The following is a 23,150-nucleotide window of genomic DNA, read 5'->3' as shown; positions in this document are numbered from 1 at the left end:
TTCAGCCAACTGATGCCATCTAGAACCCAAATTTAATCAAAAACTAGGAGTTCAACATGGAACAATTTGACGGCACAACCATCGTCTCAGTACGTCGCGGCAAGCACGTCGCCGTGGGTGGCGATGGCCAAGTCACTTTGGGCAATGTGGTTATTAAAGGCACCGCCAGAAAGGTGCGTAAGCTGTATCACGATCAAGTAATCGTCGGCTTTGCTGGCGGCACGGCCGACGCCTTTACTTTGTTTGAACGCTTTGAAGCCAAATTAGAAAAACACCAAGGCCATTTAACCCGTGCGGCGGTTGAGTTGGCCAAAGACTGGCGTACCGATCGGATGCTGCGTCGACTCGAAGCGATGCTGATTGTGGCCGACCCAACAGCCACCTTGGTCATTACCGGCAATGGTGATGTGCTTGAGCCCGAAGAAGGCATTGCGGCCATTGGCTCCGGTGGCGCATTTGCACAAGCGGCAGCGACCGCGTTGTTGCAAAACACTGATTTATCGCCGGAAGTGGTCGTCAAAAAAGCCCTCGAAATTGCCGGGAATATCTGTATCTATACCAATCAAAACCACACGATTGAAACCATGGGTGGTAGTGAAACGGCGATGATTGCTGCGCCAAACCGCTAAAATAGTCGAACGCTGGGTTAGGCAAAACGACAAACTCAGCGTCAACTGAATCCCCATTGGATGTCAATCGATCAACTCGCATCGCGTGCTCATTGATCTAAGCGCACGCTCGCGTCAATCTGCAGTAAAATCGCCCCATGCACGATACCATCAGCCTCCTGCGCGAGCTTAATGCGCACGACTTTACCTCCGGTGCCGAAATTGCCCAACGCCTCGCCATTTCACGCGCCAGTGTGTCGCTGGGGCTCTCCAAAGCCGAAACCTATGGCGTTCATCTCGTGCGTCGCCACGGTGTTGGCTACCGCCTTGAGCAGCCAATTGATTGGCTCGACCAAACGCTTATAGAGGGGTATTTGCAGCCAGGCAGCATTGCCAAAGTTGTTGTGAGCAATACCCTCGGTTCGACCAATCGGCAGTTATTGCTTGATCCGCAGCACGGTAAATTACTCGTCACCGAATGGCAAGACGCAGGCCGCGGTCGTTTAGGTCGACCGTGGATGGGCGTGCTCGGTGGCAGCCTGTTGTTTTCTTTAGCGTGGCGCTTTGATGGCGGCTCGGCGCAATTGGCCGGTTTACCACTGGCAGTGGGCGTTGCGGTGGCCAGCGTATTGCGCCAAGCGGGCGTTACAGCCATTGGGCTAAAATGGCCGAATGATTTATTGCTGCAATTACATGCCAACGAGTGGGCCAAAGTGGGCGGTATTTTAATCGAAATGCAAGGCGATGCTCTTGGTCCTTCGCATGTGGTGATCGGCATCGGGCTCAATATCGCCCAGCCCGACGCCAATCAACTTGACCAAGCAGCTGCCAGCTTAATGTCCGCAGGCTTAAATTGCGGACGCAATGAATTACTCGCCCGACTGATGAATCAATTAGAAACCACGCTCAATCAATTTAGCCAAACCGGTTTTTCGGCTTTACGTCCCCAATGGGAAGCACTTCATACCTGGCCCAATGAATTACTCAATGCGATTGCGCCTAACGGGCAAATTAAGACTGGGTATTTCGCTGGACTTAGCGCCGACGGTTCTTTACGGCTCAATACCCCAGAGGGTGAAAGCCTCATTCATACCGGCGACGTGAGCTTAAGACGGGCCGCATTATGAAGCAAATCGCCTATTTATTGCTCGATTTGGGCAATAGCCGAATCAAATGGCGACACAGCGCATCTGGGTGCAGCGGCGTTGCCCATAGCTGCAGCGAGCTGTGGCAGCAAGTGGCCGATTTGCCCGCTGGCGCGCAAATATTAGGCTGCGCAGTGGGTGCTGCTGATTTGCAACAGCAAATCGATCAACTCTTTGCCCAGCACTGGCACGTGTTACCGCAGTGGCTGCAAGTCACTCGTCAGGCGCTGGGGATTATGAATCACTATCCACAGCTTCACGAGCAAGGTCCTGATCGTTGGGCGGCAGTTTTGGGCGCGCACCAGCACTATCCACAGCAAAACCTATTGGTTATTTCGGCGGGCACCGCCATTGTCATCGATACCTTACTGGCCAATGGCGATTATTTAGGCGGCAGCATCGCCCCGGGGCTGGGTCTGATGAAATCGGCGCTACATCAAGCCACTGCCCGCTTGCCGCACGCACGCGGCACGCTACAAGCTTTTCCTCAATCGACACTGGATGCCATCGAAACCGGTTGTCTGCGCGCCATCATCGGCTCCATCGAGCAAGCATTGAGCGCCGCAATCGCCCATGGTCATCCCATCGACCAAGTGATTGTATTCGGTGGCGATGCCGCCTATTTACAACCCTTACTTCACGCCAAGGCCATCGCAATGGATAATCTAGTGCTCGATGGTTTAGCCGCTTTACTCGCTGCAAGCGATGGGAAATTAAATCCATGAAATGGTTATTTATTGCACTCGTCATCGTCAATTTAGCGGTCTATGGGGTTTCACAACTCGAAACGCCGCCGTCTTCTATTGAACTCACTCAGCGCGAAAAAAATGCCAGCGCGGTGAAAGTCGTCACTGGGCAATTAGGCCAAACCACGGCAGTCAACATCGCCAGTGAGCCCCAAATTGCGAGTGCGCCGCAAGCGACACCGAAACCGAAACCGAAACCGACACCGACACCAACCGCATCACCGATCCCCACTGCGTCAGCCACGCCGAGCAGCAAACCGACACCAACGCCTGTGGCCGATATTGGCCGTTGCTGGCGCTGGGCCGGGATTACGGGTGAACAAATCGACAATGCACGTAGCAAAATTAAAACTCTTAATTTAATCGCCAGCGAAACCGCCAGTGGCGAAGCCAGCAAAGTCTGGGTATATATGCCGCCATTGGCCAGCTTAGAAATCGCCAAACAAAAAGCCGCGCAACTGGCCGAAATGGGCGTGACGGATTATTTTGTCGTTAACAATGGTGGCCGTTGGCAAAACTCGATTTCACTGGGCGTATTTAGTAATCGTGAAGCGGGTGAGCGCCATTTGGTTGAGCTCAAAGCGCTGGGCGTTAAATCGGCGGTAGTGCGAGAAAAAGACGATACCTTAAAACAAGCGAGCTTTAGTTTTAAAAGCCTCAATCCACAGCAAAGTGATAAATTGGCTAAACTCAGCGCGCAATTTAGTGGCTCGGTATTACGCGAAAACAAATGCAAATAAATTGCTAAGTCAGCATCGGCTTATCACGTTCTGCTGCGCGTATTTAAACAAAAAGGCATAAATGTTTAGGTTTATGCCTTTTTGTTTATAACAGAATCAATCTAAATCAATAACAAAAACTAAATGATTTTAATTCGATCTTTATCTGGATAAAAATCTGCCAACACATGCGTCATGGTTGCGGCAGAAATAGGATGTTTTCTTTGAAATACTTTAGGCGATTTAGCGCCAATTGGCATTAAGCGAATTTGCGTTGAACTGGCATTAAAATCATAGCGATGCTCTAAACGCGTCGTAAAATAATACAAATACGGCTTAATCCATTTTAAATAATGTTTAGCTTTAATCGGTGTCGTCGACTGCAAACGCAAATGATGATCGCCTTGATGAATCGCTTGCGCAAGTTCCAGCGCATTCGCCGCTTGCTGATTGAGCATGGGCATAATATTCCATTGCGCGTCAGCCATTACCCATTTGGCTAAATCATGTAAATACACTTCAGTCACCACATGGCCAGCGCTTGAACGTTTGTGCTCAACATCCTGCGTCATCAAACTCAGTATTCTTGCGGGGAAACCCAAGGCAGCCAAGGCCGTCGCCAACACGGTGGCGTATTCAACGCAGCGAAACTGCTGCCCTTGCGCGGCCTCTTCCACAATGCTCATCGCATCATTTTGGCTGGGGGTATTTTGGCCATTATGCTGCCAAAGATGATGTACCCAATGCATCACTCGCCGCAAACGCGCGGTATCCGTTGCCGCTGATTCAATCAATTCATCTAATGCATATTTAATTCTAAATTGAGTTAGATATTCATCTTGATCACCAGCAAAATGCGATTCCAATTCAGAAAATGACTGAAAATCAAAATCAATACGAGGCGTCATTGGCACAAGCAGCGCGCTTATTTTTTTAAACAATTTAAAACGCTGCAATTTATTGCGTAACATTGAATACCCTCAATGAAATACAGAGACGGAGACAAATTGACAACCGAGTTTAATACAGAGCAACAGCGATTGCACCATCAACAGCCAATCTCAATTAATCACTATAAAAATACAACAATAAAAAAGCAGCGTAAAAACGCTGCTTTTTTATTGGCATAAATCGAGATTAAAATTAAGGGTAACTATAATATTGCCAGCGCTGTTCTGAGTTTTTTTCGGTATAAAATTGTGGCGACGCTAATTTGCGTCCCGCAACAGGCATTTCGGGCTCTGGGACTTTAGTCGCCTCGGCGTCTTGCCCCCAAGCTGGACGATTTTTTGTCGCCGAACTCATCCCTTTCGCAGGCGGCAAAATGGCATAACTTGGCATTTGCGAAGCCGGTAACACCCGCACAAAACCCGGCGTTGCCGTATACGACTTAACATGCGCACTGGATTTGGCGTGCGTTTTGGACTTTGCCGAACCATGCGACGACGGCGCTTTGGAGCGAACCACTGGGCGATACACCGATGCTGAGCCATACTGCGGCGCAACATAGCGCACCACCGGTGGCGGTTTAACCGGCATCACTTCAGCCGCCGCCGGTTCAGCAGCATGCCCGCCTTCGGGTTGGGCAATTTTAATCGGCGTACTCATTTGCTGAGGCACCGCATGCCGCGATTTTTCTGCAGGTTTTTCTGCCCCCGCCGGCGCATGCGATTCAGCGGCCTTAATCGGTTTAGTTTCCGCTTGATGTGCAGGCTCATTGGCCCACAGCACGGTGGGCATCAACAATAACAGCAGTGTTTTTTTAATCATTATTTCGCTCCGGTCCAACAAAACGAACATAGTCACCCGGCTCAACTGTCAAGCCGTCGATTTTTCCCATGGCAAATAAAGGCTGCACTTGTTGCACCGTGAATGTGCCGCCTTTTTGTTCTGGCATGCCTAAACGCATCGTCGGCGCGAAATTGGCCGAATCAATCGGCATTGCCGTCGGCGAAACCCGATACACCTGCAGGGTATCGCCCGGACGCATATTAGATGTATAGCCTGCATCGATATACACCGTGTTTTTCTCTACACGGGTAATGCGTGCCGAAAAGGGAATACAGCTCAAATCTTGTGACACTAAAGTACCAGCTTCTTTGAGTTTATCCGTCACCAATCGGCCATAATCAGTCGCAGCAAAACCTGCGGTGCCCAAAGCACTACTCAAATTTTGCACCACTTCGCCACTGGCTTGACCTGCAATGCGATGCCGGTTCACCAAAGCGCCCGACACGCCATCAAAAACAAACAGCTCTAAATCAAAACGGCGTGCGGCCGGCACGGCTTTGACGCCAACTTGAGCGAAATTGAGTATCGGCAAGCTAGCGACTGATTTTTTTTCATAAGGGCGCAGATCAGAACCATACGCAAGGGTGTAACGCTCGCCGAGCAATGTGGTATCGCGCACAATGCCGCCGACAATAAATTGCACTGAATACTGCTGCGCCAAGGCGCGCACTCGCTCAGGTTGCAATAAAGGATCAACAAATTGCGGCAGCACATCAAACACCGCCACATTGGGCGCGCGTTGCGGTAAAAACTGCTGACTATCGTATAACTGGCGAACCAACTCGATTTGAATCCCTTCTGAGAATCGATCTAAATCTTGCGTTTGCGCTGGATGCTCGATCCAAAAATGCGAAATTAAAACTTTACGTCGTAAATCATCTAAATCACAGCGTTCAACTTGTCGTGCTGTATTGCGCCGAGTCGATGCCACAGGCTTGGTCGGCAACGGGCTAACCATGGGCGCTGGGGGAGCAATATCCAGTAAAACGTGTAAAAAACCATTGCTTTGCCACTCGCGCAGCAATTGATACTGACCTTGCGGCGTACCACTGATTTTGCTGGTTTCACCCCACTGCCCCGCTTTTTTCACTGCTAAGCTGGTCACTTGCGCGCCATTAAACAGCGCGGCATTTTCTAGCGCGTCTTGCACCGCCAAAACTCGCGCCGCAGCCAGCCCATCCAAACCAAGCGGCGCAATGCCTTCAAATTCGGCAGCCCATACGGCTTGGCATAGCAAGCATAAAACAATTAATTTTTTCACAAGGAGAGGTAGTAATTCTGCGAGGGTGAAATTTGCGCCGCTAAGGGCTGCGGCACCACCGACATAGGTGTTGGCGCGGCAGGCGCATGCACTGCTGCTGGCGGCGCAATGACCGCCTCTTTCACCGGCGGCGCCGCGCGATAAAAATCACCACCGAGTGTTAATTCTAAAATGGTTTCAAAAGCACCATCGGGCAATGGCGTAATGCTGACAATTTTTGCACCACGCAAATAAGCCTCGACATAGGCTTTATAACTATCGCTGGTCAGCGCCATCGCAGAAACGGTGCTGCTACCAACGATTTTAATCCCGGCAACGGTTTCCGCTAATGATCGATACGCATCGAGCTTAGCGGCGCGCATCGCTAATAAGTGTCGCTGTGCTTGGCTTAAACCTTCACCAAGCGGCATTGCGCCATGGCCGACTGCCGTTACCTTACTGGGTAAAACGGCGGGCGGCATTTCATCGCCCGCCATTTTTCCCGAGCTAGCGCAGGCTGTTAAACCGAACAAGACCATCAGCAAAACAAAAATAAATTTTAATTGGTGCATATTGCGCTCCCGCCCATCCGATGAGATTAACTCTAGCAAGCCTAGCGACAGGCGCTAGTTCTTTTATATCGGCAGAAAGTGGATTTTCTATAGCGGAGCAACTGCATATTGGTTGACGCTAGCCCTGCGTGGTGTTGCAAGCCCAGCGTCAACCGATCCAAGCTTATTTTTTCTTAAACACCAAATCCCAAACACCATGGCCTAATTTAATGCCTCGGTTTTCAAACTTAGTCAGTGGGCGGTATTCTGGACGCTCTGCAAAGCCAGTTGGGCTGCTGGCGGTATTTTCTAGCGTTGGCTCGGCACTTAACACCGCCAACATTTGCATCGCATAATCTTCCCAATCGGTGGCCAAATGCAAATAACCGCCCGATTGAATTCGCGACACCAATTGTGCAACAAATTCAGGCTTAATTAAGCGACGTTTATTGTGGCGCGATTTATGCCATGGATCTGGAAAGAAAATATGCGCGCCCGCCAAACTATCCACCGGCAGCATGTTTTCTAACACTTCAACCGCATCGTGTTGCACGATGCGCAAATTGCTTAATGACTGCTCACCGATCAATTTTAATAAGCTACCCACGCCTGGCGTATGTACTTCAACACCTAAAAAGTCGGTCTCTGGCCGCTGCGCAGCAATCTCTGCGGTTGCCGTGCCCATACCAAAACCGATTTCTAAAACGCGCGGCGCATTGCGACCAAATGCTTGCTCTAAATCCAGCGCATTTGGGCTGTAGTCAATGCAAAACTGCGGACCAAATTCTTCTAAAGCCCGCGCTTGACCGCTCGACAAATGGCCTTGGCGTAAAACAAAGCTACGAATGCGGCGTTGTTTGAGCGCATTGTCTTCGCTTTCAATGGCGGGATTTTGTTCGTTTTCCATGCTATTTCCTTATGCTTTACCGGATAAAAAATGCCGCGGCATCGGTTTAGCGGCGGCATTTTTATTGAATACGCGTATGGTAAAACGACTGGCCGATTTCACCAAGCTTTACCCATACTCAACAGCGCAAACGGCCAAGGAATAATTACGAAATTCACGATCAAGTTGATACGCCAATGATTCATACAAAGCTTGCGCTCGGATGTTGCTGTGCGCGGTAGAGAGTTCAAGTCGTGCCGCACCAACGGCTTTGGCATGTGCGGCGGCTTTTTGCATTAACTGACGTGCCACACCCTGCCCACGCGCCGCTTCAAGCACATACAAATCATTGAGCAGCAAAATTCGCTGGCATAGCGATGAACTAAACAAGGGATAAAGCTGGATAAACCCCTGCACCGCCCCAGCGTCGCCCTCCGCCAGCAAAATCACAGACTCGCCCAAAGCCAAGCGCTCGCCTAAAAATTGCCGCGCTAAAGCCAAATCACTGGGCATTTGATAAAACACCCGATAAGCATCAAAAACCGGAACCAGCGCATCCAGATCATCTAAATTAGCGTAGCGAATTAAGCGCATATGCATCTCAAATAAAAAAGGGTATTGGCTTGCAGCATACGATTAGCGATAGCTGCAAGGCAATACCCTGATTACTCAAAAATTCAGAACAGCGTGTTCTCTCATTTTTATTTCGCGGCAGCAATCATCCCAGTTACCGGACTGGATGGATCGGCGCTGTACAATTTGCGCGGAATACGCCCCGCCAAGAAGGCGTCGCGACCAGCTTGGACCGCCAATTTCATCGCTCTGGCCATCCGAATCGGATCGCGCGCACCGGCAATGGCGGTATTCATCAAAATCCCATCGCAACCGAGCTCCATGGCAATCGCCGCATCCGAAGCAGTACCCACACCGGCGTCGATCAACACTGGCACTTTGGCCGAATCAATAATCAGCCGCAGATTCCATGGATTAATAATCCCCATGCCCGAGCCAATCAACGACGCTAACGGCATAATCGCGCAACAACCGATTTGCTCGAGTTCTTTGGCAATAATCGGATCGTCCGAGGTATACACCATCACATCAAAACCATCCGCAACCAGGATTTCTGCCGCTTTTAAGGTTTCACGCACATTGGGATACAGCGTATTGGGGTCACCCAAGACTTCGAGCTTGACTAATTTATGGCCATCGAGCAATTCACGCGCCAAACGCAAAGTACGCACCGCGTCTTCACTATTGTAGCAACCAGCAGTATTGGGTAAGTAAGTGTATTGCGATGGTGGCAAGGCCGCTAATAGCGACGGCTGACTGGCATCTTGACCAAGATTGACGCGGCGAATCGCCACCGTCACAATTTCAGCGCCCGACTCATCCACTGCGGCGCGCGTTTCTTGGAAATCTTTATATTTACCAGTGCCAACAATCAGGCGAGATTGATACGTTTTACCGGCAATTTGAAATACATCAGACATAGTACACCCCTGCGTTGCAATGAATTATTTTTCGCTCAACATCCAAGCCAGCAATCAGCGACATGGTTTTTGGTCAAGCGGCACAGATATTTTTGGCAATGCTCAGATTACGTGTTGATGGTTTTAAGTGCCTGCGGCACGGCTGTTTGCAGTCGCAGTCAGTGGCGGAGCCCTCTTTCTTTGACTCGCCAAAGAAAGAGGGGGAAAGAAAGGCGCCCCGGGCGCGCCCAGCTCCGCTGTGCCCTCGATCGATCGTGAGCCAAACGATAAAACCGTTTGGCTCCCTCCTCACTCGGTGCGCTTGGACGGGGTTTTAAGCCCCAGACCAACGAGCGCGGCACAGCATCAACACCAAATCTGAACATTGCCATATTTTTAAATGTATTGGCTTATCAGCCTTATTTAATAAAGCCTACAGAGCAATACCTCAACCCCCACCGACAGCAACAACCATTTCAAGCACGTCGCCATCAGCCAGCCAAGTTGCCGAGTATTGGCTTTTAGCCACAATCTCACCATTGCGCTCAATCGCAATCCGCTTACCCAGCAAATCTAAGGCCAGCACTAAGTCAGTAATGCTCAGCACAGCAGGAAAGGTTTTTGCCTCTCCATTGATAGAAACTTGAATCATAATTGAGCCTTAAATGCAAAGATGCTGTCAGTTTATCATGCTAATCGGGTGTATTTTTGACGCCGCGCAGCTCTAGCAGTCAATCCAGCTAAAAAATGAGCATCTGTGAGCGAAGACATTATTTGATTGTGAATTTTGACCAAGTCGCCAAGAATTAGTAAGTTTATAGTATGCTCAACCCTTCAATTTACCGCCCAAAACGCGAAAACAAGGTTTGCTCTTATGAATGAAATCGAAATCATCCCAGCGCCTAGCCGCGAAAGCCAGAATATCATTCTGCTGATTTGGCTCGGCACTTTCTTTTTTGGTTTTATCCCGTCATTGATTATTTATTTAGTCAAACAAGACGATGCGGCAGTGACCGATCAAGCCAAAGAAGCACTCAATTGGTCAATCACCACCCTGCTCGGCTACGCCGCAGGCGGGATATTGACGTTTGTTTTAATTGGTTTTTTAATTTTTCCGGTCGTAGCCGTTTGCCATTTTATTTTTTGTATTTTAGGTGCAATCAATGCTAGCAAAGCTCAGCCCTATCGACTGCCATTTAATATTCGTTTATTAAAATAAATTAAGTATCAGACGCAAAAAAAAGCATTCGATTGAAATCGAATGCTTTTTTTATGTCAGTAATTTACAGTGCGCGAACGCGTTGCAAACGATAGACCACCGGCAAACTGCGTAAGCTTTTGAGTACGCGCGCCAAGTGCAAACGATTACTCACTTGCAAAGTAAATTGCACACTCAAATAACGATCATGTGAATCGACCATATCGCCCATCGCCACCGCCGAAATATCGGCATCGGCAATCGCAGCGGCCAAGGCCGCCAAAGTCCCGCGCTCATTCTCTGCTAAGACCTTCACCGGCACATCAAACATCCGAGCCACTTCAGGGTCCCAATCGACATCGATCAATTTATCCGCGTCGATTCGGCCTTTAGAAACTTGTGGGCAATCATGCGTATGCACCACCAAGCCTTGATCTTTTTTCACAAAACCTAAAATCGGATCGCCAGGAATTGGATTGCAACAGCGCGCAAATTGAATCGCCATGCCTTCGGTGCCACGAATCGACACCGACATTGGTTTTTTGCCTTGGCGACCGTCTTCCGACCAAGTACCCGCTAATTGCAATAAGCGCTTGGCGACCACCACACCTAATTTTTGCCCCAAACCCACGTCGGCCAGCACCGAATCACGCGATTTTTCACCACTTTCGCGTAAGTATTTCTCCCATACTTCATCACTGACTTGCAAAGGCTGATGCAAGGCCGAAAAAGCTTGATTAAGCAGTCGCTCACCCAAATGCACTGATTCATCAAAGCGCATGGTGCGCAAGAAATGCCGAATTTGCGAGCGGGCTTTACCGGTGGTGACAAACGCCAGCCAGCTTGGATTAGGTTTGGCATGTGCCGCCATTACGATTTCGACGTGATCGCCATTTTTAAGCTTATTACGCAACGGCACTAGCTCGTGATTGACCTTGGCAGCAATACATCGGTTGCCAATATCGGTATGCACGGCATAGGCAAAATCAACGCAGGTCGAGCCATTTGGCAGGCTTAAAATCGTGCCTTTGGGGGTAAATACATACACTTGATCCGGGAATAAATCGACTTTGATGTGCTCAAGAAACTCAACCGCATCGCCACTTTCAGATTGCAGCTCAAGCAAAGACTGCAGCCATTGATGGGTTTTTTGTTGAACTTCAGAAAAACCTTCATCACCGCTTTTATACATCCAGTGACTCGCTACGCCTGCATCGGCAATGCGATGCATTTCACTGGTGCGAATTTGCACCTCAATCGGCGTACCGTAAGGGCCAAATAATGTGGTGTGTAAACTTTGATAACCATTGGTTTTAGCAATGGCGATGTAATCTTTAAACTTACCCGGAATCGGCTTATAGAGCGCGTGCAAAGCACCTAAAGTCAGATAGCAATGCGCAACGTCTTTAACAATCACTCGAAACGCATAAATATCCAAAACTTCAGAAAAGCTCAGATGCTTTTCTTGCATTTTGCGATAAATCGAAAACAGGTTTTTTTCTCGACCTGTCACCACCGCGTCAATTTGCTGGGCTTGTAATTTATTTTGAATTGAATCGAGGATTTTTTGTAGCACTTCACGGCGATTGCCACGAGCTGCTTTTAATGCTTTGGATAAAACATAATATCGCCGCGGATGAATGTATTTAAACGCTAAATCATCAAGTTCTTGATAAACCGCATTCAAACCAATGCGATTGGCAATCGGCGCGTAAATTTCCATCGTTTCGCGCGCAATGCGTTTTTGCTTATCCGCCCGCATCGAATCCATCGTACGCATATTATGCAAACGATCCGCCAGCTTAATCAGCATCACGCGCAAATCACGCGCCATGGCCAAGAGCATTTTACGGAAATTCTCGGCTTGAGCTTCTTCTTTGCTTTGAAATTCCAACTTGTCGATCTTGCTCATGCCATCAACAAGCTCGGCAACGGCTTTGCCGTAACGCTCAGTCAATTCCAGCTTAGTTACGCCACTGTCTTCCATCACATCGTGCAACAGGGCTGCGGCTAAAGCCTGCGCGTCCAATTTCCACAAAGTAAGAATGCCAGCTACGGCTAAGGGATGCGAAATATAAGGTTCACCAGACTGACGCATCTGACCGCGATGCGCCGCCTCGGCAAACAAAAAAGCCGAGAACAACATCTCTCGGTCTTCATTTTTGAGGTAAGCCGTTTTTTCATTTAAAAATCGGCCTGCCTCCTCAATCACTTCCGGTGCATCAATTAACGCCGGGACATCCGCTGAAGTGATAGAGAGATTCTGCATCGTTTACAATTAAGAACGAGTACGAGTCAGAATATCAACACCGACCAAACCGGCTGACATTTCGCGCAATGCCAACACGGTTGGTTTTTCACGGCCGTTGTTTTCTACTTGCGGGGTTGAACCGTTTTCGATTTGACGCGCACGAAATGCAGCCGCCAAAGTCAGATCAAAACGATTAGGAATGCGATCAAGGCAATCTTCAATAGTTACACGTGCCATAGGGTTTATCTCCGAGTGCGGCTAGCCCGTGGATGGGCGAAACCGCGTATTATATCACTTACTGCGAAAATTAGCCTTTTAAGCTTGAAATCAAGGCGGTATGGCGCTCAGACTGGCGCGCTAAGGTCAATCGTTGTGCACGTACTACGGCAATCATGTCACGAACCGCATCATCGATATGCTCATTCACAATCACAAAATCAAATTCATCAACGTGATTGACCTCTTCTTTGGCCACCGCCAAACGGCGCGCAATCACTTCATCACTGTCTTTGCCACGACCACGCAGTCGATTTTCCAAGGTGGCTAAGCACGGTGGCAAAATAAAGATGCCGATGGCTGCAGGAAATAAACGACGCACTTGCTCGGCGCCCTGACAATCGATTTCTAACAAAATATCTCGGCCATTGGCCATGACTTCATTAATCCACAACTGCGATGTACCGTAATAATTGCCATACACCTCGGCAAATTCTAGTAACTCACCCGCCGCAATCATTCGCTCAAATTCAGCGCGATCGACAAAGTGATAGTCTTTACCATTAATTTCACCGTCTCGTGGCGGGCGAGTGGTAAACGAAATCGAGAGTTGAACTTGACTATCAGCAGCGAGCAAAGCCGCCACCAAGGTCGTTTTTCCTGCACCTGATGGTGCAGTCACCACCAGTAAATTGCCTTTGACCATTTTTTAAATCCTTTACCAGCTGCAAACAAGTCGCAATAGTTTATTCGATATGCACTTGATTGCTAAGTATCACACTCAAACCCGCATTCTAGCTAGGCTCTGTAAATGCATATTTATCACTGGGTACAAGCTTGGGTACAACCCACGGCGCGACACCCAGTATTCGAGGTTAATTTTAGCTTAATTGCAAATATCTCGCGCCAACAAAAAAACCACCATGGGCGATTATTCTATGCTTGTTGGCAAATCTTGTAGCCTTTCACTTTCATACTTTTCAATAGCCTCTCGCCTTCGCTTTCTCATTCGTTCGCGGCTTGCTTCGCGTACCCCTTCAAATGTGAGATAGGGACGTTCATCTAGCTCAGCAAAATATACGCCGTTCAGCGACTCAAGTTCTTGCTGCGTTAATAACTCTTCTAATTTTGAGCTGCCAACCATTATGCAATTCCTTCGTTTTACTGTTTACCCGATTTTTCGTTACTCACCAAATCTGGAATTAAAGCAATTATTTTAGCAATTACTTCATTGCTGATTTCTTTAGCTGCCAGAACTGAGATTAGCTTTATTTGCGCTCTCGATAATTGATTTGAGGTACTTTTATATTTTGGCTTGCTGGGCTGGGCTGGCTGCATTTCGATCAAGGATTGATGATTCACCGCTAGTGTTGCCAATGCTTCGCTCAACCAAGGGTCTAGCAAATTATCACGTAATCGCCAGTACAATCGCGCAGCTTTCATGTGACTATGATTCGGCCAATAGGTTTTGCCTGCGGCTCTAAAGTTGATTTGTTGAATTGCACCAGTCCATTGCAACACGCAATTCTGTCGATATTCAAATGGCAGCGCAATACAACCATCATGCTTGCAAGGCATTAGCTCTGGGATTGTTTCAGCTAACTTATCAATGTGTATCGGCCTCCCTGTAAAGGCTGCACGAATAAGGGCTGCTTGGTGAGGGGGTAGAACGTTAATAGTGTCGATAACATGCGCCGCCACTTCATCAGGATTTCTTCCTTGGCCTGTCGGATTATGACTCATCCAGCGCGAATAGGCGGTAATGCCTTGACGGTGGTATGCCCATGCAATAAGAGATTGAATTGTGCGCCATTTCATCCTCTCATGATTGGCAAATAAATGTGGTCAGTAGCGCTGCGTAACAAGTTTTTGCTGTTTAACGTGAAATAGCTGTTTTTGCTCGCTTAGTTTGGCGAAGGAGAAGTTCTTGTACGATCATTTCAAGTAGCTTTTTTTTCATTTCTGGCGTTTGCGCGTTAAGTTTCTTGCGGATTTGTTCCTTGTTCATCATTGAGTCACCCCTATAATTTTTGCTCTCAAATTCAAGCTATTTTAATCGAATGTCGAGTTTTTCTTAAAATGCATAATTCATCAGACCACATCTGGTATGAAGTAACCCACAGCAAAAAGCAATTTACTGGGATGATGATTTTTTATTGCTTACTTGTAACAAAAGGTAGTTTGAAAGACAGAGAAAATCCGTATTATCTGTTACAGTCAATGCCTCTGTTACAGTACAAATCCCTTAAGGAATGCGGCTTGTAGCTGTAACAATGCTCATTACAGTCACTGTTACAAGTATTTGTTACACACCAAATAATCAAAGTAAGCTTAGCAATAACTACGCTTTTTTGTCATTGCTTCGACCACTCCAAAGAATATCTCCTTTACAGCACCAGCAACTCACCAACTGGATGTTCATTTTCACTAAAGCAGAACAATCCTCATTCGTTCCCAATTAAACAAATATACATCCATACAGCATTACAATTTCTGATCTCTTTATAATAATGCGAAAGCCCCGAAAACACCGAAATCCCGAAAACACCGCCAGCTACCCAGCATAAATACTGGCATCTTAAGTTTTCGGTTATTTTCGGAAATTGCATAAACTTTCGGTGGCCTTTGGTTAACCAAAACTTCGCTCATCGACAAAACGAAAACTTAGATCAAAACGAAAACCCACCGAAAACAAGTAAATCCAATCAATAATAAGGTTTAAAGAGTTATATTTTCGGGGTTTCGGAGTTTTCGGTTATTTTATCGCGTGTATAGCCACATTACTGCTGACCTCGTTTACGTTATCTTCGCAAGGCCGTAACCTCATTTTGTAGCCATTACCCATGCTTTTACCGATAGTCGTTGTCCAAGCATCGCGGCCTGTGGGTCTTTCCAGCATTCCCGCCTCATGCAAGACCTTTATGGCTTTCTTTAGCTCATAGCCTTTAATGATTTCATCCTTAAATGCGTGGGGTAAAACATAAAAAATATCTTCTCCAGCATGAATCCGCTTGTAGCCCATCATGTTTATTGTATTTGGCTCTTTGTCGGTCATTGGTAGCGATACAAACCGTGCAAACTGATTTGCGGCCAATATTCCGTTCGCCTGCTCGATCAGCCTTTCATCATCACGGCTCGCCAGACCAAACACTGCAAGCCAGCGCTGCCACGTCACACCCACAGCCTTAAATGACTCCTCGCACGTCCATCCGGTTAGTCCGGCATCAGCGGCCATTTCTAGCGCCGCAGCGAGTATGGCAAACTTGCGGGTCGCACGGCGCACAGTAGGCGCGGCTTGAGGCGGCAAGACGGCCAACATGCGAGTTTCCGCCGATTTAATCCGCAGGTTTACTGCGCCCTTATTAGCAATCAGCCACGCCACAAATTCACGGCCAAGCGTGCCGTAATGCATTCGCGCCGCTTCGGTTAATTCAATGGCAAATTCACCACCATCTTTGCGGCCATGAATGCAGTCAAATGCTTTGAATTGCCCAGTATCAGCCGGAATATCCAGCATCCGTATTTCTTGCCCGCCGCGCACAGCATGACCGCCTTCATTCAGAAATTGGCTCATTGGAATTTCACCCGTCGAAACCAAGGTCATTAGCCAAGTTCGCTTGGCGCGGTTGCCGCCGTCTTTGCGGCCTTGGGTACGAGATACGCCGTTGAGCATGGTGTAAATGATGCTGCCCATCTTGCGGGCATCCCCCGCGCCGATTTCATCCAAGTACAGCATCATGCTATTGGCAAATTCAGCAGAATTCGTTAAACCAACCCCCGTACCATCCCACGATTGCACCAGCTTGGCCGGATTACCCCAAATGCTCGCCGCCACATCGCCACAAGTAGATTTACCGCTCGATGTTTCGGTATGTAAATGCAGGCCAATCCCATCACGCGCCCCGATCAACTCCAACACAGCACCAGCCAGCGCGCACGCTACCGCCGTCATGGGCAGTGGGTTATCTTTAACTAATGCGCCCACGGTGTCGCGCCATGCTTGACTGGTAACTTTGGGTGTAAATGCCGGCCGATACGTTGCCGCCGCAGGATAAAATAAGCGGCTATCGGGCTCACCAATCACTTCGCCGGTCGGTAGTACAAACGCGCCTTGTTGCCAGCCACTTTGATTCGCTATTGTGTAGCGCTCTTTGCTACCGTGGTTATGCAAATAATCAGCTAACAAGTCTTTATCGGCGCGTTTACTGGTTACTGCCAAGCCTTTGCTATTGAGCAATTGCCAGCCCTCACGCTCGCCAATTTGGCTACTAGGTAGGGCGATAACCTGCTCGGCTCCGGTAATGCAATCTTCCCAACTCAACAGGCGGTAATGGTCGCCGTAGGTATCAACGCCTTGCCCAATGATGTCGAACTCACGGCAAAGGCGTACAGCTGCGGTATGCGCTGTGCCATCTTTATCGTGTTTGACCCCAACATGCACCAGCTCACCGCGCTGAAAATCATAGAATGGCCTGACTTCACCAACTAATTCAGCTTTGCTGGGCAACACAAATTGCACAACGCTATCAGGGCTCGCTAACTCCGCCGCGCTGGGTTTCTGTTGGGTTTTAGTTTGGGTTTGTGGCGACTCGCTGGCTTGAATGGCTTCAATTTCGTTTTTCATCACGCCACCGCCGCATTGTCATCATTCAGCACATCCAGCCAATCCGTACCCGCTTCTGGCGGTAGCATGACTTTCACCGTACGGCCTTCGCCCACCAGCCGTGCCGCCAAGATGTACGCGGCTTCTTTGCCTGCATTCTTGCCCTTGTGGTCGGGTAAATCGTTGTCGCCGTAAATCACTACCTCGCGCACGCTATCCGGCAGCACCACGGTTTTAAGCATTGCCACATTAATGCACGACCACACCGCCAGCCCTGTGAGCTGATGCACCGCCAAGGCGGTTTCTATACCCTCAGTCAGCGCCAAGCGGCCATCATCGCCAATCGGGTGCAAGCGACACGCCGCGCCACTGAGAGCGCCATCATGGGCAAGCTGTAGCTTTTTGCTGGCTAATGCCTTGCCCGTTTCATCGTGCAGCACCAACTTATGCCCTTTGGGTTCAAGGTAAATGCGGTGCAGCCCTGCTAACGCGCCGTTTGGCTTTTGGATTTTGGCAATCAATGCCGGTGTGGTTTTTAATCTTTTGCTGCTACCGTTTGATTCATGCCAATAGTCCAGCGCAGCAATGTGTCGTAATGGGCTATCGGCCTGAGTCGGTAAATAGCGCCCAGCTAGGCCACGATTCAACAAATAAAGCCCCGCCATATTGCTTGAGCTGAGCGCCACACCCGAATCAAACAACGCTTGTCGTTGCGCCGTGCGGTCTTGGGTTTTGAATTGGGTTTTAAGTTGGGTTTCTGTTGGCTTATGTTTGGGTAATTCCGGCAAAGTAAAAGTGGTACACGCGTTATGCTGCTGATCCATACCCAGCACTCGCCCAACGGCTATCACCGCCTCAGGGAAACTCAGGTTGAAAACGTGCATCACCAAGGCGAAACCATCACCACCGCCCGAATCCATGCCACGGCAAGCAAAGCGTCCATAGTCAGCACCAGCACCGCGCGCGGTAAATTGAAAGCGATCATCGCCGCCGCACGCTGGGCAAGGATGATTTTTACCGTCTAGGGACTTGGCAGGGATAGCCATGCTTTGCAAAGTCTCCGGCCAACGCCCCGCAGCAGCCGCTTTAACTTGCTCGCTGAATGATTTACGCATGGTTGCGCTCCCCAGTAGCCGCCACGGCCTTGCTGGCCTGTACGACCAGTGATAGGTAATGCGTCGCAAGCTGGCAATGGGTTTCAAGTTGCTGCTTGGCAATGCCTTCATTCAGCAGCTCAAGTACCAAGCTTAACAATTCACCGCACGACATAACACGAACGGTTGCAGCTTCTAGGTCGGCACTCACCGGCACTAGCGTAGCAAGGTCAAATGGCTGTTTCATTAGGTTCTCAATCAGTGCTGCGTGGTTTTGAGTTTGAGCAGCGCCGCCGCCCAGAATATTGGTCGTAGTCATTTGATGGATTTCCTATGGCTTAGCGGTTTTTTTTGGGCTTGGGGGGCTTGGGGCGCGTGTCGCGGGTATAGCTCCGCATCAGCAGCAAAGACGCGGCGCGACGACTGGCGAACGCGGTCTGTTGAATCCCTGAGTTTCGGCTCGGTTTACACATGGTGATTCACCCTCTTACCGTTGACGGCCTCAACCACTGCCCCCAGATAATCTAGCGCCATCAGGCCGTTATAACGGGATTCGGGGTCTTGCTGATTTAGTTCGAGTAAATGTAGGGCGCAGCGTAGACACACTTCCAGCGTGCATTCTGAGGTCGTGGCGGCTTCGCCAAGCAGCGCAGCGGCAGCGGTATCTGTGACGGGAATGAATTGCTCTAAGTCGATGGGTTTACGCATGGTCACGCCCTCCGATCACTTGCAGCAGCACCAGCGCAGCAATGGATAAGGCGATTACGGCAATAGGGGTATTACGCTCTACGGCAAGCGTGATAATGGCTACAAGGGAATACGTTAGGAAGGTACGGGCGAGTTTCGGCATGGTGAATGCACCTTTGTGTGAGGGTGAATTCCTACCTTTCGACGCCAATCGAAGGAGGTAGGAACGTAGCGAGGTTGGCGTATCGGCCACAAAGAAACCGACGCTACCGAAGTAGCCCCCACCACGCCCCACCATTGAAGGTGCAACTGTGGTGTGAACGGGCATAAAAATACCGCTTTGCAGCGGTGTACCCGCTTTGTGATTCGAGACGCCAATCTCGACCGCCTCAAGTGAGGCAGCGCCGCCATTATCAAGACCTGCGTGCTGGCTGGCAAGTACTTTTTGCTGTGCAATCGGGTTCATGCGGCAAGCTCCACATTGATTTCAATCACCAGCACTGGCTCAGGGAAAGCAGCTCTGACTTGCGCGGCGGCAACCTTGAGGGATTCCCCACGGTAAAACGTTTTCCGCAGAATGTGCGCTGCGGCCTTGAGGCGCTCTAATGCTGTTTTAGGTAAATCCTTGCGCGGCAAGTCGGGCAGCTTGGAAACACCAAACACCGCCTTGTTCAGTACTGCTTGAATCTGTCCATACATGCGCGGGTCGGGGTCAGCACCAGCGACCTTGCCATACATGTTGGCGTATTCAGCTTTAAATACCGCCAGCGTGTCAGCAACTTGAAACGCCATCTGTGCGGCGGCGGTTTGTTGCTCGGCCTTGCCTGTTGTCCAGTACGAAAACAGCGCTTTGGTGCATTCGTCTTGGTACGTCAGCAAGGCTTGCCGTACTTCTGGCTTCACTTTGTTGCTGTTGATTGAATTGAGGAAGGCGGGCACTTGTTCAAGTGGCAAAGTTACCATCTCTTGTGGTCGGCCTGCTGTATCGTGTGAGGTCATATGACCCCACGTCCAACGTGGATTGTTCGCCATCTTACGACGCTGGGTTCTTGAATCAATCCCAAACGCTTCACACAAATGGCGAACTGAAACCCGCAATTCGTCACCGCAAGAAAACGCCTCAATGCCGCCCAGTGCGAACGGGATAAGGTGACTTTGCGTAATGGTGGTTTTCTGACGCTGTTGCTTTGGTTTTGGCGCAGGCTTAATATCTGCACCAGCTCTTGCCCGAGCCCCAAGGCCGTCTTGCTGTTGATTCAGTGAGGCGGCTTTTTTCATTACTGCGCCCCCCCTTGCTCATCAAGCCACTGGCGCACGGCCTCACACTGCCACGCGGTCACGCGCTCAGATAGCTTGGTCGGCGCAGGGAACGTAGCCATACGAACGCGCCGCCACAGTGTTGATGCTGAAAACGGGATGATTTCAAGTAATTCACGCTGACGGATAAAGCCCGTTGCTGGTAATGCGCCATACGCTGTCAGCATTGGCGCTTGCACCTTGCTTATCGGAATGGATTTGCCGCGAGAATCGGGCTTGAGAACTGTTTGTGAGGTGGTGCGTTGTGGCATGTTGCGTCACTCCTTTGGTTGGAATGACGCAAATATAAAAGCTGTCTAATTGGAATTGAAGTCAAGCAAAATACGGCCAATCATACCGGTATGATTTTTCGTTAAATCCATACCGGTACATTGTTCTCATGCGTATGAAATTTGCCCCTCTAAACATGCCAACACATGACTATTTAACATTCTCTCAGCCTCGGGTTTTACAGTCTTACGAATTCGTTCCCCAGGGCTAAAGTCTGCGTGAGGAAATAAAATTTCCCCAGATTGATGTTGTTTTAATTGTGTTTTTTTTGTTTTGTTAACCAGTTTATCAAACAACGTAATGTCAATATATTGCAATACACGAAGATCTCGCCAACGTTTGATATCACCATCTCCAAAACTTTCTTCGCCAATATCTTGAAAAGCTAATTCGGCTCTAACTTGTTTTAGCCACTGACGCAACCCTTTGATAATTAGCTCATCAGAAGCAAGAAGATTAATGCGAGCCAAAACCTCGCTACCGATAGCCTCTGCCACATCTTCAAAGCGGTCTATTCCAATTAAATGCACCGGACGATTTGTCAATGCATCCAGTTTTGACCGGCTCCCCGCTCCCGCTAGAAAGTCATACGCATCAATTTCAAGAGCGGCAACCTCGGCTGAAAAAAATAAATCTCCAGCATGAGTCGCCAAACTATCCGCAGTAAGACTTTGAACTGGCGAGTAATCATATTCGTATAGCTGTGCGTTCACTCCCTCTTCCTTAAGTTTCATTCGCTCACAATAGGACGTTAGAAACTCAATTCTTCTAGAAAGAATACGTTCCCGCTCCTCATCAGAAGCAAACTGATCCGGAATCCTCCACGAGATCCACCAATCTGAGCGATATTGAAATTCACTGAGCCAATTTTCAAGGGTAAAATTTGCTGTTATGGCATCGTATGCATCATTATTTAGCCAAGAAAATTGCTTTTTTGTTTCTTCAGATAGCATTCACGCTCCCTCGGCGTAATCCCTATGATTGATTACCGCGCCAGCGGGTAAGGGCTACCCGTTTTCTCTCCGTCGAGATAGGCGCGGCAAACTCGATTAAGCGGCTTTACGCTTTTTGTCTTTTAGATTCACCACTTTGTCATTCCCGCCCTGCTCCAGCTCTCGCATTAAGTCCGCCCACTTAATTAGCGCGTCTTTGCGTTCGTCAAAGTAATCATGCCGATCATACGTGCCGTGTACGCCTTTGATTTTGTGATTCAAGCATCGCTCAGCAGTGATTACGTCCACGCCCAGCGCAGCCAATTGAGTACGCGCAGTGCGGCGTAGATCATGCACGGTAAATGCCTCCACATCAGGCATGTGTGGTTTGAGCTTGCCCATGGCTGTGCCGATTGTTCCTTCGCAAATATGCGGTAATCCACGGTGCTGCATTTTTCTTGCCGGCAAAATATACGGACTAGCACCAGATAGGCGCTTCAACTCGCGCAGCCATTCCACAGCACACGGCGGCAAAGGCACATCTAAGCCCTTCCCTGTTTTCACATCGTCGCGCATGTGCCAAATTGCCGCATCCAAATCAAACTCATCCCATTGCGCCGCACACAGCTCCATCTTGCGGCAGCACAGCACCAGCAGTAGCTTAATGGTGATTTCGTTTTGCACACTAAAGCCTTTGGCCTACTTCATGGCGGCAAACAACAAGGCCAACTCGGTACGCGACAATGCACGATCTCTGGCTTCCATTTCACCACCAGCGTCTTTCGTGCGAAATGCCGCGGCAGGATTCACTGCGATCATGCGACGACGTATGGCGTAATCGAATATGTTTTGCAGCATCCGCAATGCTTTATTCGCAATACTGGGCGCTCCACGTTTGCGGACGGCTTCAAGAATGTCATCCACATGCAAAGACGTGACCGCCTCGATTTTTAATGCGCCGATAAGTGGCCGGATATTTTTTTCATATTGATTGATCGGGATATTTGGATGTTTAACGCGCCCGATGATTTCACGGTTTAAATATTCCTCAGCCAGCTCATTGACCGTAATCGAAGCGCGTTCGGCCTCAATGGCCGCGACAGCCTCGACAATACGTGCGGCTTTTTCACCTTGTACGTCATAGCCAAGCTGCACGCGCGCGGCCAACTCACGCGCCCGAGCTCTAGCTTCCGACAAACTCATATTCCCATAGTTACCGATGACCATTTTTCGCGGTGTCCCAGCAAAGGAATATCGAAACAACCAACGCGGCACTTTGTCATTCTTTCTAAAACTCAAAACTAAGCCGGCAACAATCGAGTCAGCACGTCCTTCAAAGCGAATATCGCCCGTAATCAGCGCCTTAATCCCAACATCCGTAAACTTAGTCATAACCCTATACCCCACCCCTGTATGAAAACACC

Annotated in this window: 29 protein-coding genes; 5 read left to right on the top strand and 24 right to left on the bottom strand. The window is 49.1% G+C overall.

Annotated features, from left to right (window positions below):
• The first annotated feature begins 56 nt into the window (after positions 1 to 56).
• From hslV to LG219_RS04405, 4 genes are all read left to right on the top strand, one after another.
• Positions 57 to 629: an ATP-dependent protease subunit HslV gene (hslV, locus tag LG219_RS04420; RefSeq protein ID WP_226763332.1), complete on the top strand. Its 573-nt coding sequence runs from the start codon at positions 57 to 59 to the stop codon at positions 627 to 629.
• Between the two features lie 137 nt (positions 630 to 766).
• Complete coding sequence (locus LG219_RS04415) at positions 767 to 1,735, top strand: biotin--[acetyl-CoA-carboxylase] ligase (RefSeq protein ID WP_226763331.1); 969 nt, start codon at positions 767 to 769, stop codon at positions 1,733 to 1,735.
• A complete protein-coding gene (locus LG219_RS04410; RefSeq protein ID WP_226763330.1) occupies positions 1,732 to 2,478 on the top strand; it encodes a type III pantothenate kinase in 747 nt (248 codons plus the stop codon). The genes LG219_RS04415 and LG219_RS04410 overlap by 4 nt, the downstream gene beginning before the upstream one ends.
• Positions 2,475 to 3,239 carry an SPOR domain-containing protein gene (locus LG219_RS04405; protein WP_226763329.1) on the top strand — a complete coding sequence of 255 codons (765 nt, stop codon included), beginning with the start codon at positions 2,475 to 2,477 and terminating at the stop codon, positions 3,237 to 3,239. The genes LG219_RS04410 and LG219_RS04405 overlap by 4 nt, the downstream gene beginning before the upstream one ends.
• A 119-nt stretch (positions 3,240 to 3,358) precedes the next feature.
• Here LG219_RS04405 and LG219_RS04400 read toward each other — a convergent pair whose 3' ends face one another.
• The 8 genes from LG219_RS04400 to thiS form a co-directional block, all read right to left on the bottom strand.
• Entirely contained in the window at positions 3,359 to 4,189 is an 831-nt protein-coding gene (locus tag LG219_RS04400) for a transglutaminase domain-containing protein (RefSeq protein ID WP_226763328.1), read from the bottom strand.
• A gap of 172 nt (positions 4,190 to 4,361) precedes the next feature.
• Positions 4,362 to 4,988: a hypothetical protein gene (locus LG219_RS04395; protein ID WP_226763327.1), complete on the bottom strand. Its 627-nt coding sequence runs from the start codon at positions 4,986 to 4,988 to the stop codon at positions 4,362 to 4,364.
• Complete coding sequence (locus tag LG219_RS04390; protein ID WP_226763326.1) at positions 4,981 to 6,270, bottom strand: flagella assembly protein FlgT middle domain-containing protein; 1,290 nt, start codon at positions 6,268 to 6,270, stop codon at positions 4,981 to 4,983. The genes LG219_RS04395 and LG219_RS04390 overlap by 8 nt, the downstream gene beginning before the upstream one ends.
• The gene (locus LG219_RS04385; RefSeq protein WP_226763325.1) at positions 6,267 to 6,821 is read right to left on the bottom strand and encodes an LPP20 family lipoprotein; all 555 of its coding nucleotides are present in this window, start codon (positions 6,819 to 6,821) and stop codon (positions 6,267 to 6,269) included. Before LG219_RS04385 ends, LG219_RS04390 begins: the two co-directional genes overlap by 4 nt.
• A 163-nt stretch (positions 6,822 to 6,984) precedes the next feature.
• Complete coding sequence (trmB, locus tag LG219_RS04380) at positions 6,985 to 7,707, bottom strand: tRNA (guanosine(46)-N7)-methyltransferase TrmB (protein ID WP_226763324.1); 723 nt, start codon at positions 7,705 to 7,707, stop codon at positions 6,985 to 6,987.
• Between the two features lie 108 nt (positions 7,708 to 7,815).
• The gene (locus LG219_RS04375; RefSeq protein WP_226763323.1) at positions 7,816 to 8,280 is read right to left on the bottom strand and encodes a GNAT family N-acetyltransferase; all 465 of its coding nucleotides are present in this window, start codon (positions 8,278 to 8,280) and stop codon (positions 7,816 to 7,818) included.
• 107 nt (positions 8,281 to 8,387) lie between these two features.
• Complete coding sequence (locus LG219_RS04370; protein WP_226763322.1) at positions 8,388 to 9,179, bottom strand: thiazole synthase; 792 nt, start codon at positions 9,177 to 9,179, stop codon at positions 8,388 to 8,390.
• Between the two features lie 427 nt (positions 9,180 to 9,606).
• On the bottom strand, positions 9,607 to 9,810 hold the full coding sequence (thiS, locus tag LG219_RS04365) for a sulfur carrier protein ThiS (RefSeq protein WP_226763321.1): 204 nt from the start codon (positions 9,808 to 9,810) through the stop codon (positions 9,607 to 9,609).
• Positions 9,811 to 10,032: 222 nt separating this feature from the next.
• Here thiS and LG219_RS04360 point away from each other — a divergent pair, with 222 nt between their 5' ends.
• The gene (locus LG219_RS04360) at positions 10,033 to 10,377 is read left to right on the top strand and encodes a DUF4870 domain-containing protein (protein ID WP_226763320.1); all 345 of its coding nucleotides are present in this window, start codon (positions 10,033 to 10,035) and stop codon (positions 10,375 to 10,377) included.
• Between the two features lie 64 nt (positions 10,378 to 10,441).
• Here the strand turns inward: LG219_RS04360 and LG219_RS04355 are convergent, their stop codons facing one another.
• The 16 genes from LG219_RS04355 to LG219_RS04285 all read right to left on the bottom strand — a co-directional run bounded on the left by LG219_RS04355 (position 10,442) and on the right by LG219_RS04285 (position 23,118).
• Positions 10,442 to 12,625: a RelA/SpoT family protein gene (locus tag LG219_RS04355; protein WP_226763319.1), complete on the bottom strand. Its 2,184-nt coding sequence runs from the start codon at positions 12,623 to 12,625 to the stop codon at positions 10,442 to 10,444.
• Positions 12,626 to 12,634: 9 nt separating this feature from the next.
• Positions 12,635 to 12,844, bottom strand: a complete 210-nt coding sequence (gene rpoZ / locus LG219_RS04350) for a DNA-directed RNA polymerase subunit omega (RefSeq protein ID WP_173533297.1) — start codon at positions 12,842 to 12,844, stop codon at positions 12,635 to 12,637.
• Between the two features lie 70 nt (positions 12,845 to 12,914).
• A complete protein-coding gene (gmk, locus tag LG219_RS04345) occupies positions 12,915 to 13,529 on the bottom strand; it encodes a guanylate kinase (RefSeq protein ID WP_226763318.1) in 615 nt (204 codons plus the stop codon).
• Between the two features lie 225 nt (positions 13,530 to 13,754).
• Positions 13,755 to 13,967, bottom strand: coding sequence for a hypothetical protein (locus tag LG219_RS04340; RefSeq protein WP_226763317.1), 213 nt, complete (start codon positions 13,965 to 13,967; stop codon positions 13,755 to 13,757).
• Between the two features lie 17 nt (positions 13,968 to 13,984).
• Complete coding sequence (locus tag LG219_RS04335) at positions 13,985 to 14,641, bottom strand: hypothetical protein (protein ID WP_226763316.1); 657 nt, start codon at positions 14,639 to 14,641, stop codon at positions 13,985 to 13,987.
• Between the two features lie 58 nt (positions 14,642 to 14,699).
• Positions 14,700 to 14,834 carry a hypothetical protein gene (locus tag LG219_RS15385; protein ID WP_255588046.1) on the bottom strand — a complete coding sequence of 45 codons (135 nt, stop codon included), beginning with the start codon at positions 14,832 to 14,834 and terminating at the stop codon, positions 14,700 to 14,702.
• Positions 14,835 to 15,578: 744 nt separating this feature from the next.
• Positions 15,579 to 17,447: a DUF927 domain-containing protein gene (locus LG219_RS04330; RefSeq protein WP_226763315.1), complete on the bottom strand. Its 1,869-nt coding sequence runs from the start codon at positions 17,445 to 17,447 to the stop codon at positions 15,579 to 15,581.
• Positions 17,447 to 18,541, bottom strand: coding sequence for a toprim domain-containing protein (locus LG219_RS04325; RefSeq protein ID WP_226763314.1), 1,095 nt, complete (start codon positions 18,539 to 18,541; stop codon positions 17,447 to 17,449). The genes LG219_RS04330 and LG219_RS04325 overlap by 1 nt, the downstream gene beginning before the upstream one ends.
• Complete coding sequence (locus tag LG219_RS04320; protein WP_221022246.1) at positions 18,534 to 18,839, bottom strand: hypothetical protein; 306 nt, start codon at positions 18,837 to 18,839, stop codon at positions 18,534 to 18,536. Before LG219_RS04320 ends, LG219_RS04325 begins: the two co-directional genes overlap by 8 nt.
• A gap of 146 nt (positions 18,840 to 18,985) precedes the next feature.
• Positions 18,986 to 19,228, bottom strand: a complete 243-nt coding sequence (locus LG219_RS04315) for a hypothetical protein (RefSeq protein WP_226763313.1) — start codon at positions 19,226 to 19,228, stop codon at positions 18,986 to 18,988.
• Positions 19,221 to 19,673, bottom strand: a complete 453-nt coding sequence (locus LG219_RS04310) for a hypothetical protein (RefSeq protein ID WP_226763312.1) — start codon at positions 19,671 to 19,673, stop codon at positions 19,221 to 19,223. The genes LG219_RS04315 and LG219_RS04310 overlap by 8 nt, the downstream gene beginning before the upstream one ends.
• On the bottom strand, positions 19,670 to 20,485 hold the full coding sequence (locus tag LG219_RS04305) for a phage antirepressor N-terminal domain-containing protein (protein WP_226763311.1): 816 nt from the start codon (positions 20,483 to 20,485) through the stop codon (positions 19,670 to 19,672). The genes LG219_RS04310 and LG219_RS04305 overlap by 4 nt, the downstream gene beginning before the upstream one ends.
• Positions 20,485 to 20,775 (bottom strand): helix-turn-helix transcriptional regulator, encoded by a 291-nt coding sequence (locus LG219_RS04300; RefSeq protein WP_226763310.1) that lies wholly within the window; start codon positions 20,773 to 20,775, stop codon positions 20,485 to 20,487. The genes LG219_RS04305 and LG219_RS04300 overlap by 1 nt, the downstream gene beginning before the upstream one ends.
• 126 nt (positions 20,776 to 20,901) lie before the next feature.
• A complete protein-coding gene (locus LG219_RS04295; protein WP_226763309.1) occupies positions 20,902 to 21,747 on the bottom strand; it encodes a DUF6387 family protein in 846 nt (281 codons plus the stop codon).
• A 96-nt stretch (positions 21,748 to 21,843) separates the two neighbouring features.
• Positions 21,844 to 22,410 (bottom strand): tyrosine-type recombinase/integrase, encoded by a 567-nt coding sequence (locus tag LG219_RS04290; protein ID WP_226763308.1) that lies wholly within the window; start codon positions 22,408 to 22,410, stop codon positions 21,844 to 21,846.
• A 15-nt stretch (positions 22,411 to 22,425) separates the two neighbouring features.
• A complete protein-coding gene (locus tag LG219_RS04285; RefSeq protein WP_226763307.1) occupies positions 22,426 to 23,118 on the bottom strand; it encodes a tyrosine-type recombinase/integrase in 693 nt (230 codons plus the stop codon).
• Positions 23,119 to 23,150 lie beyond the last annotated feature (32 nt).

This window comes from Deefgea salmonis, from assembly GCF_020531905.1.
Classification (GTDB): domain Bacteria; phylum Pseudomonadota; class Gammaproteobacteria; order Burkholderiales; family Chitinibacteraceae; genus Deefgea; species Deefgea salmonis.
Note: the sequence above shows the minus strand (reverse complement) of the source record. Positions and strands in the feature narration are given on the sequence as shown.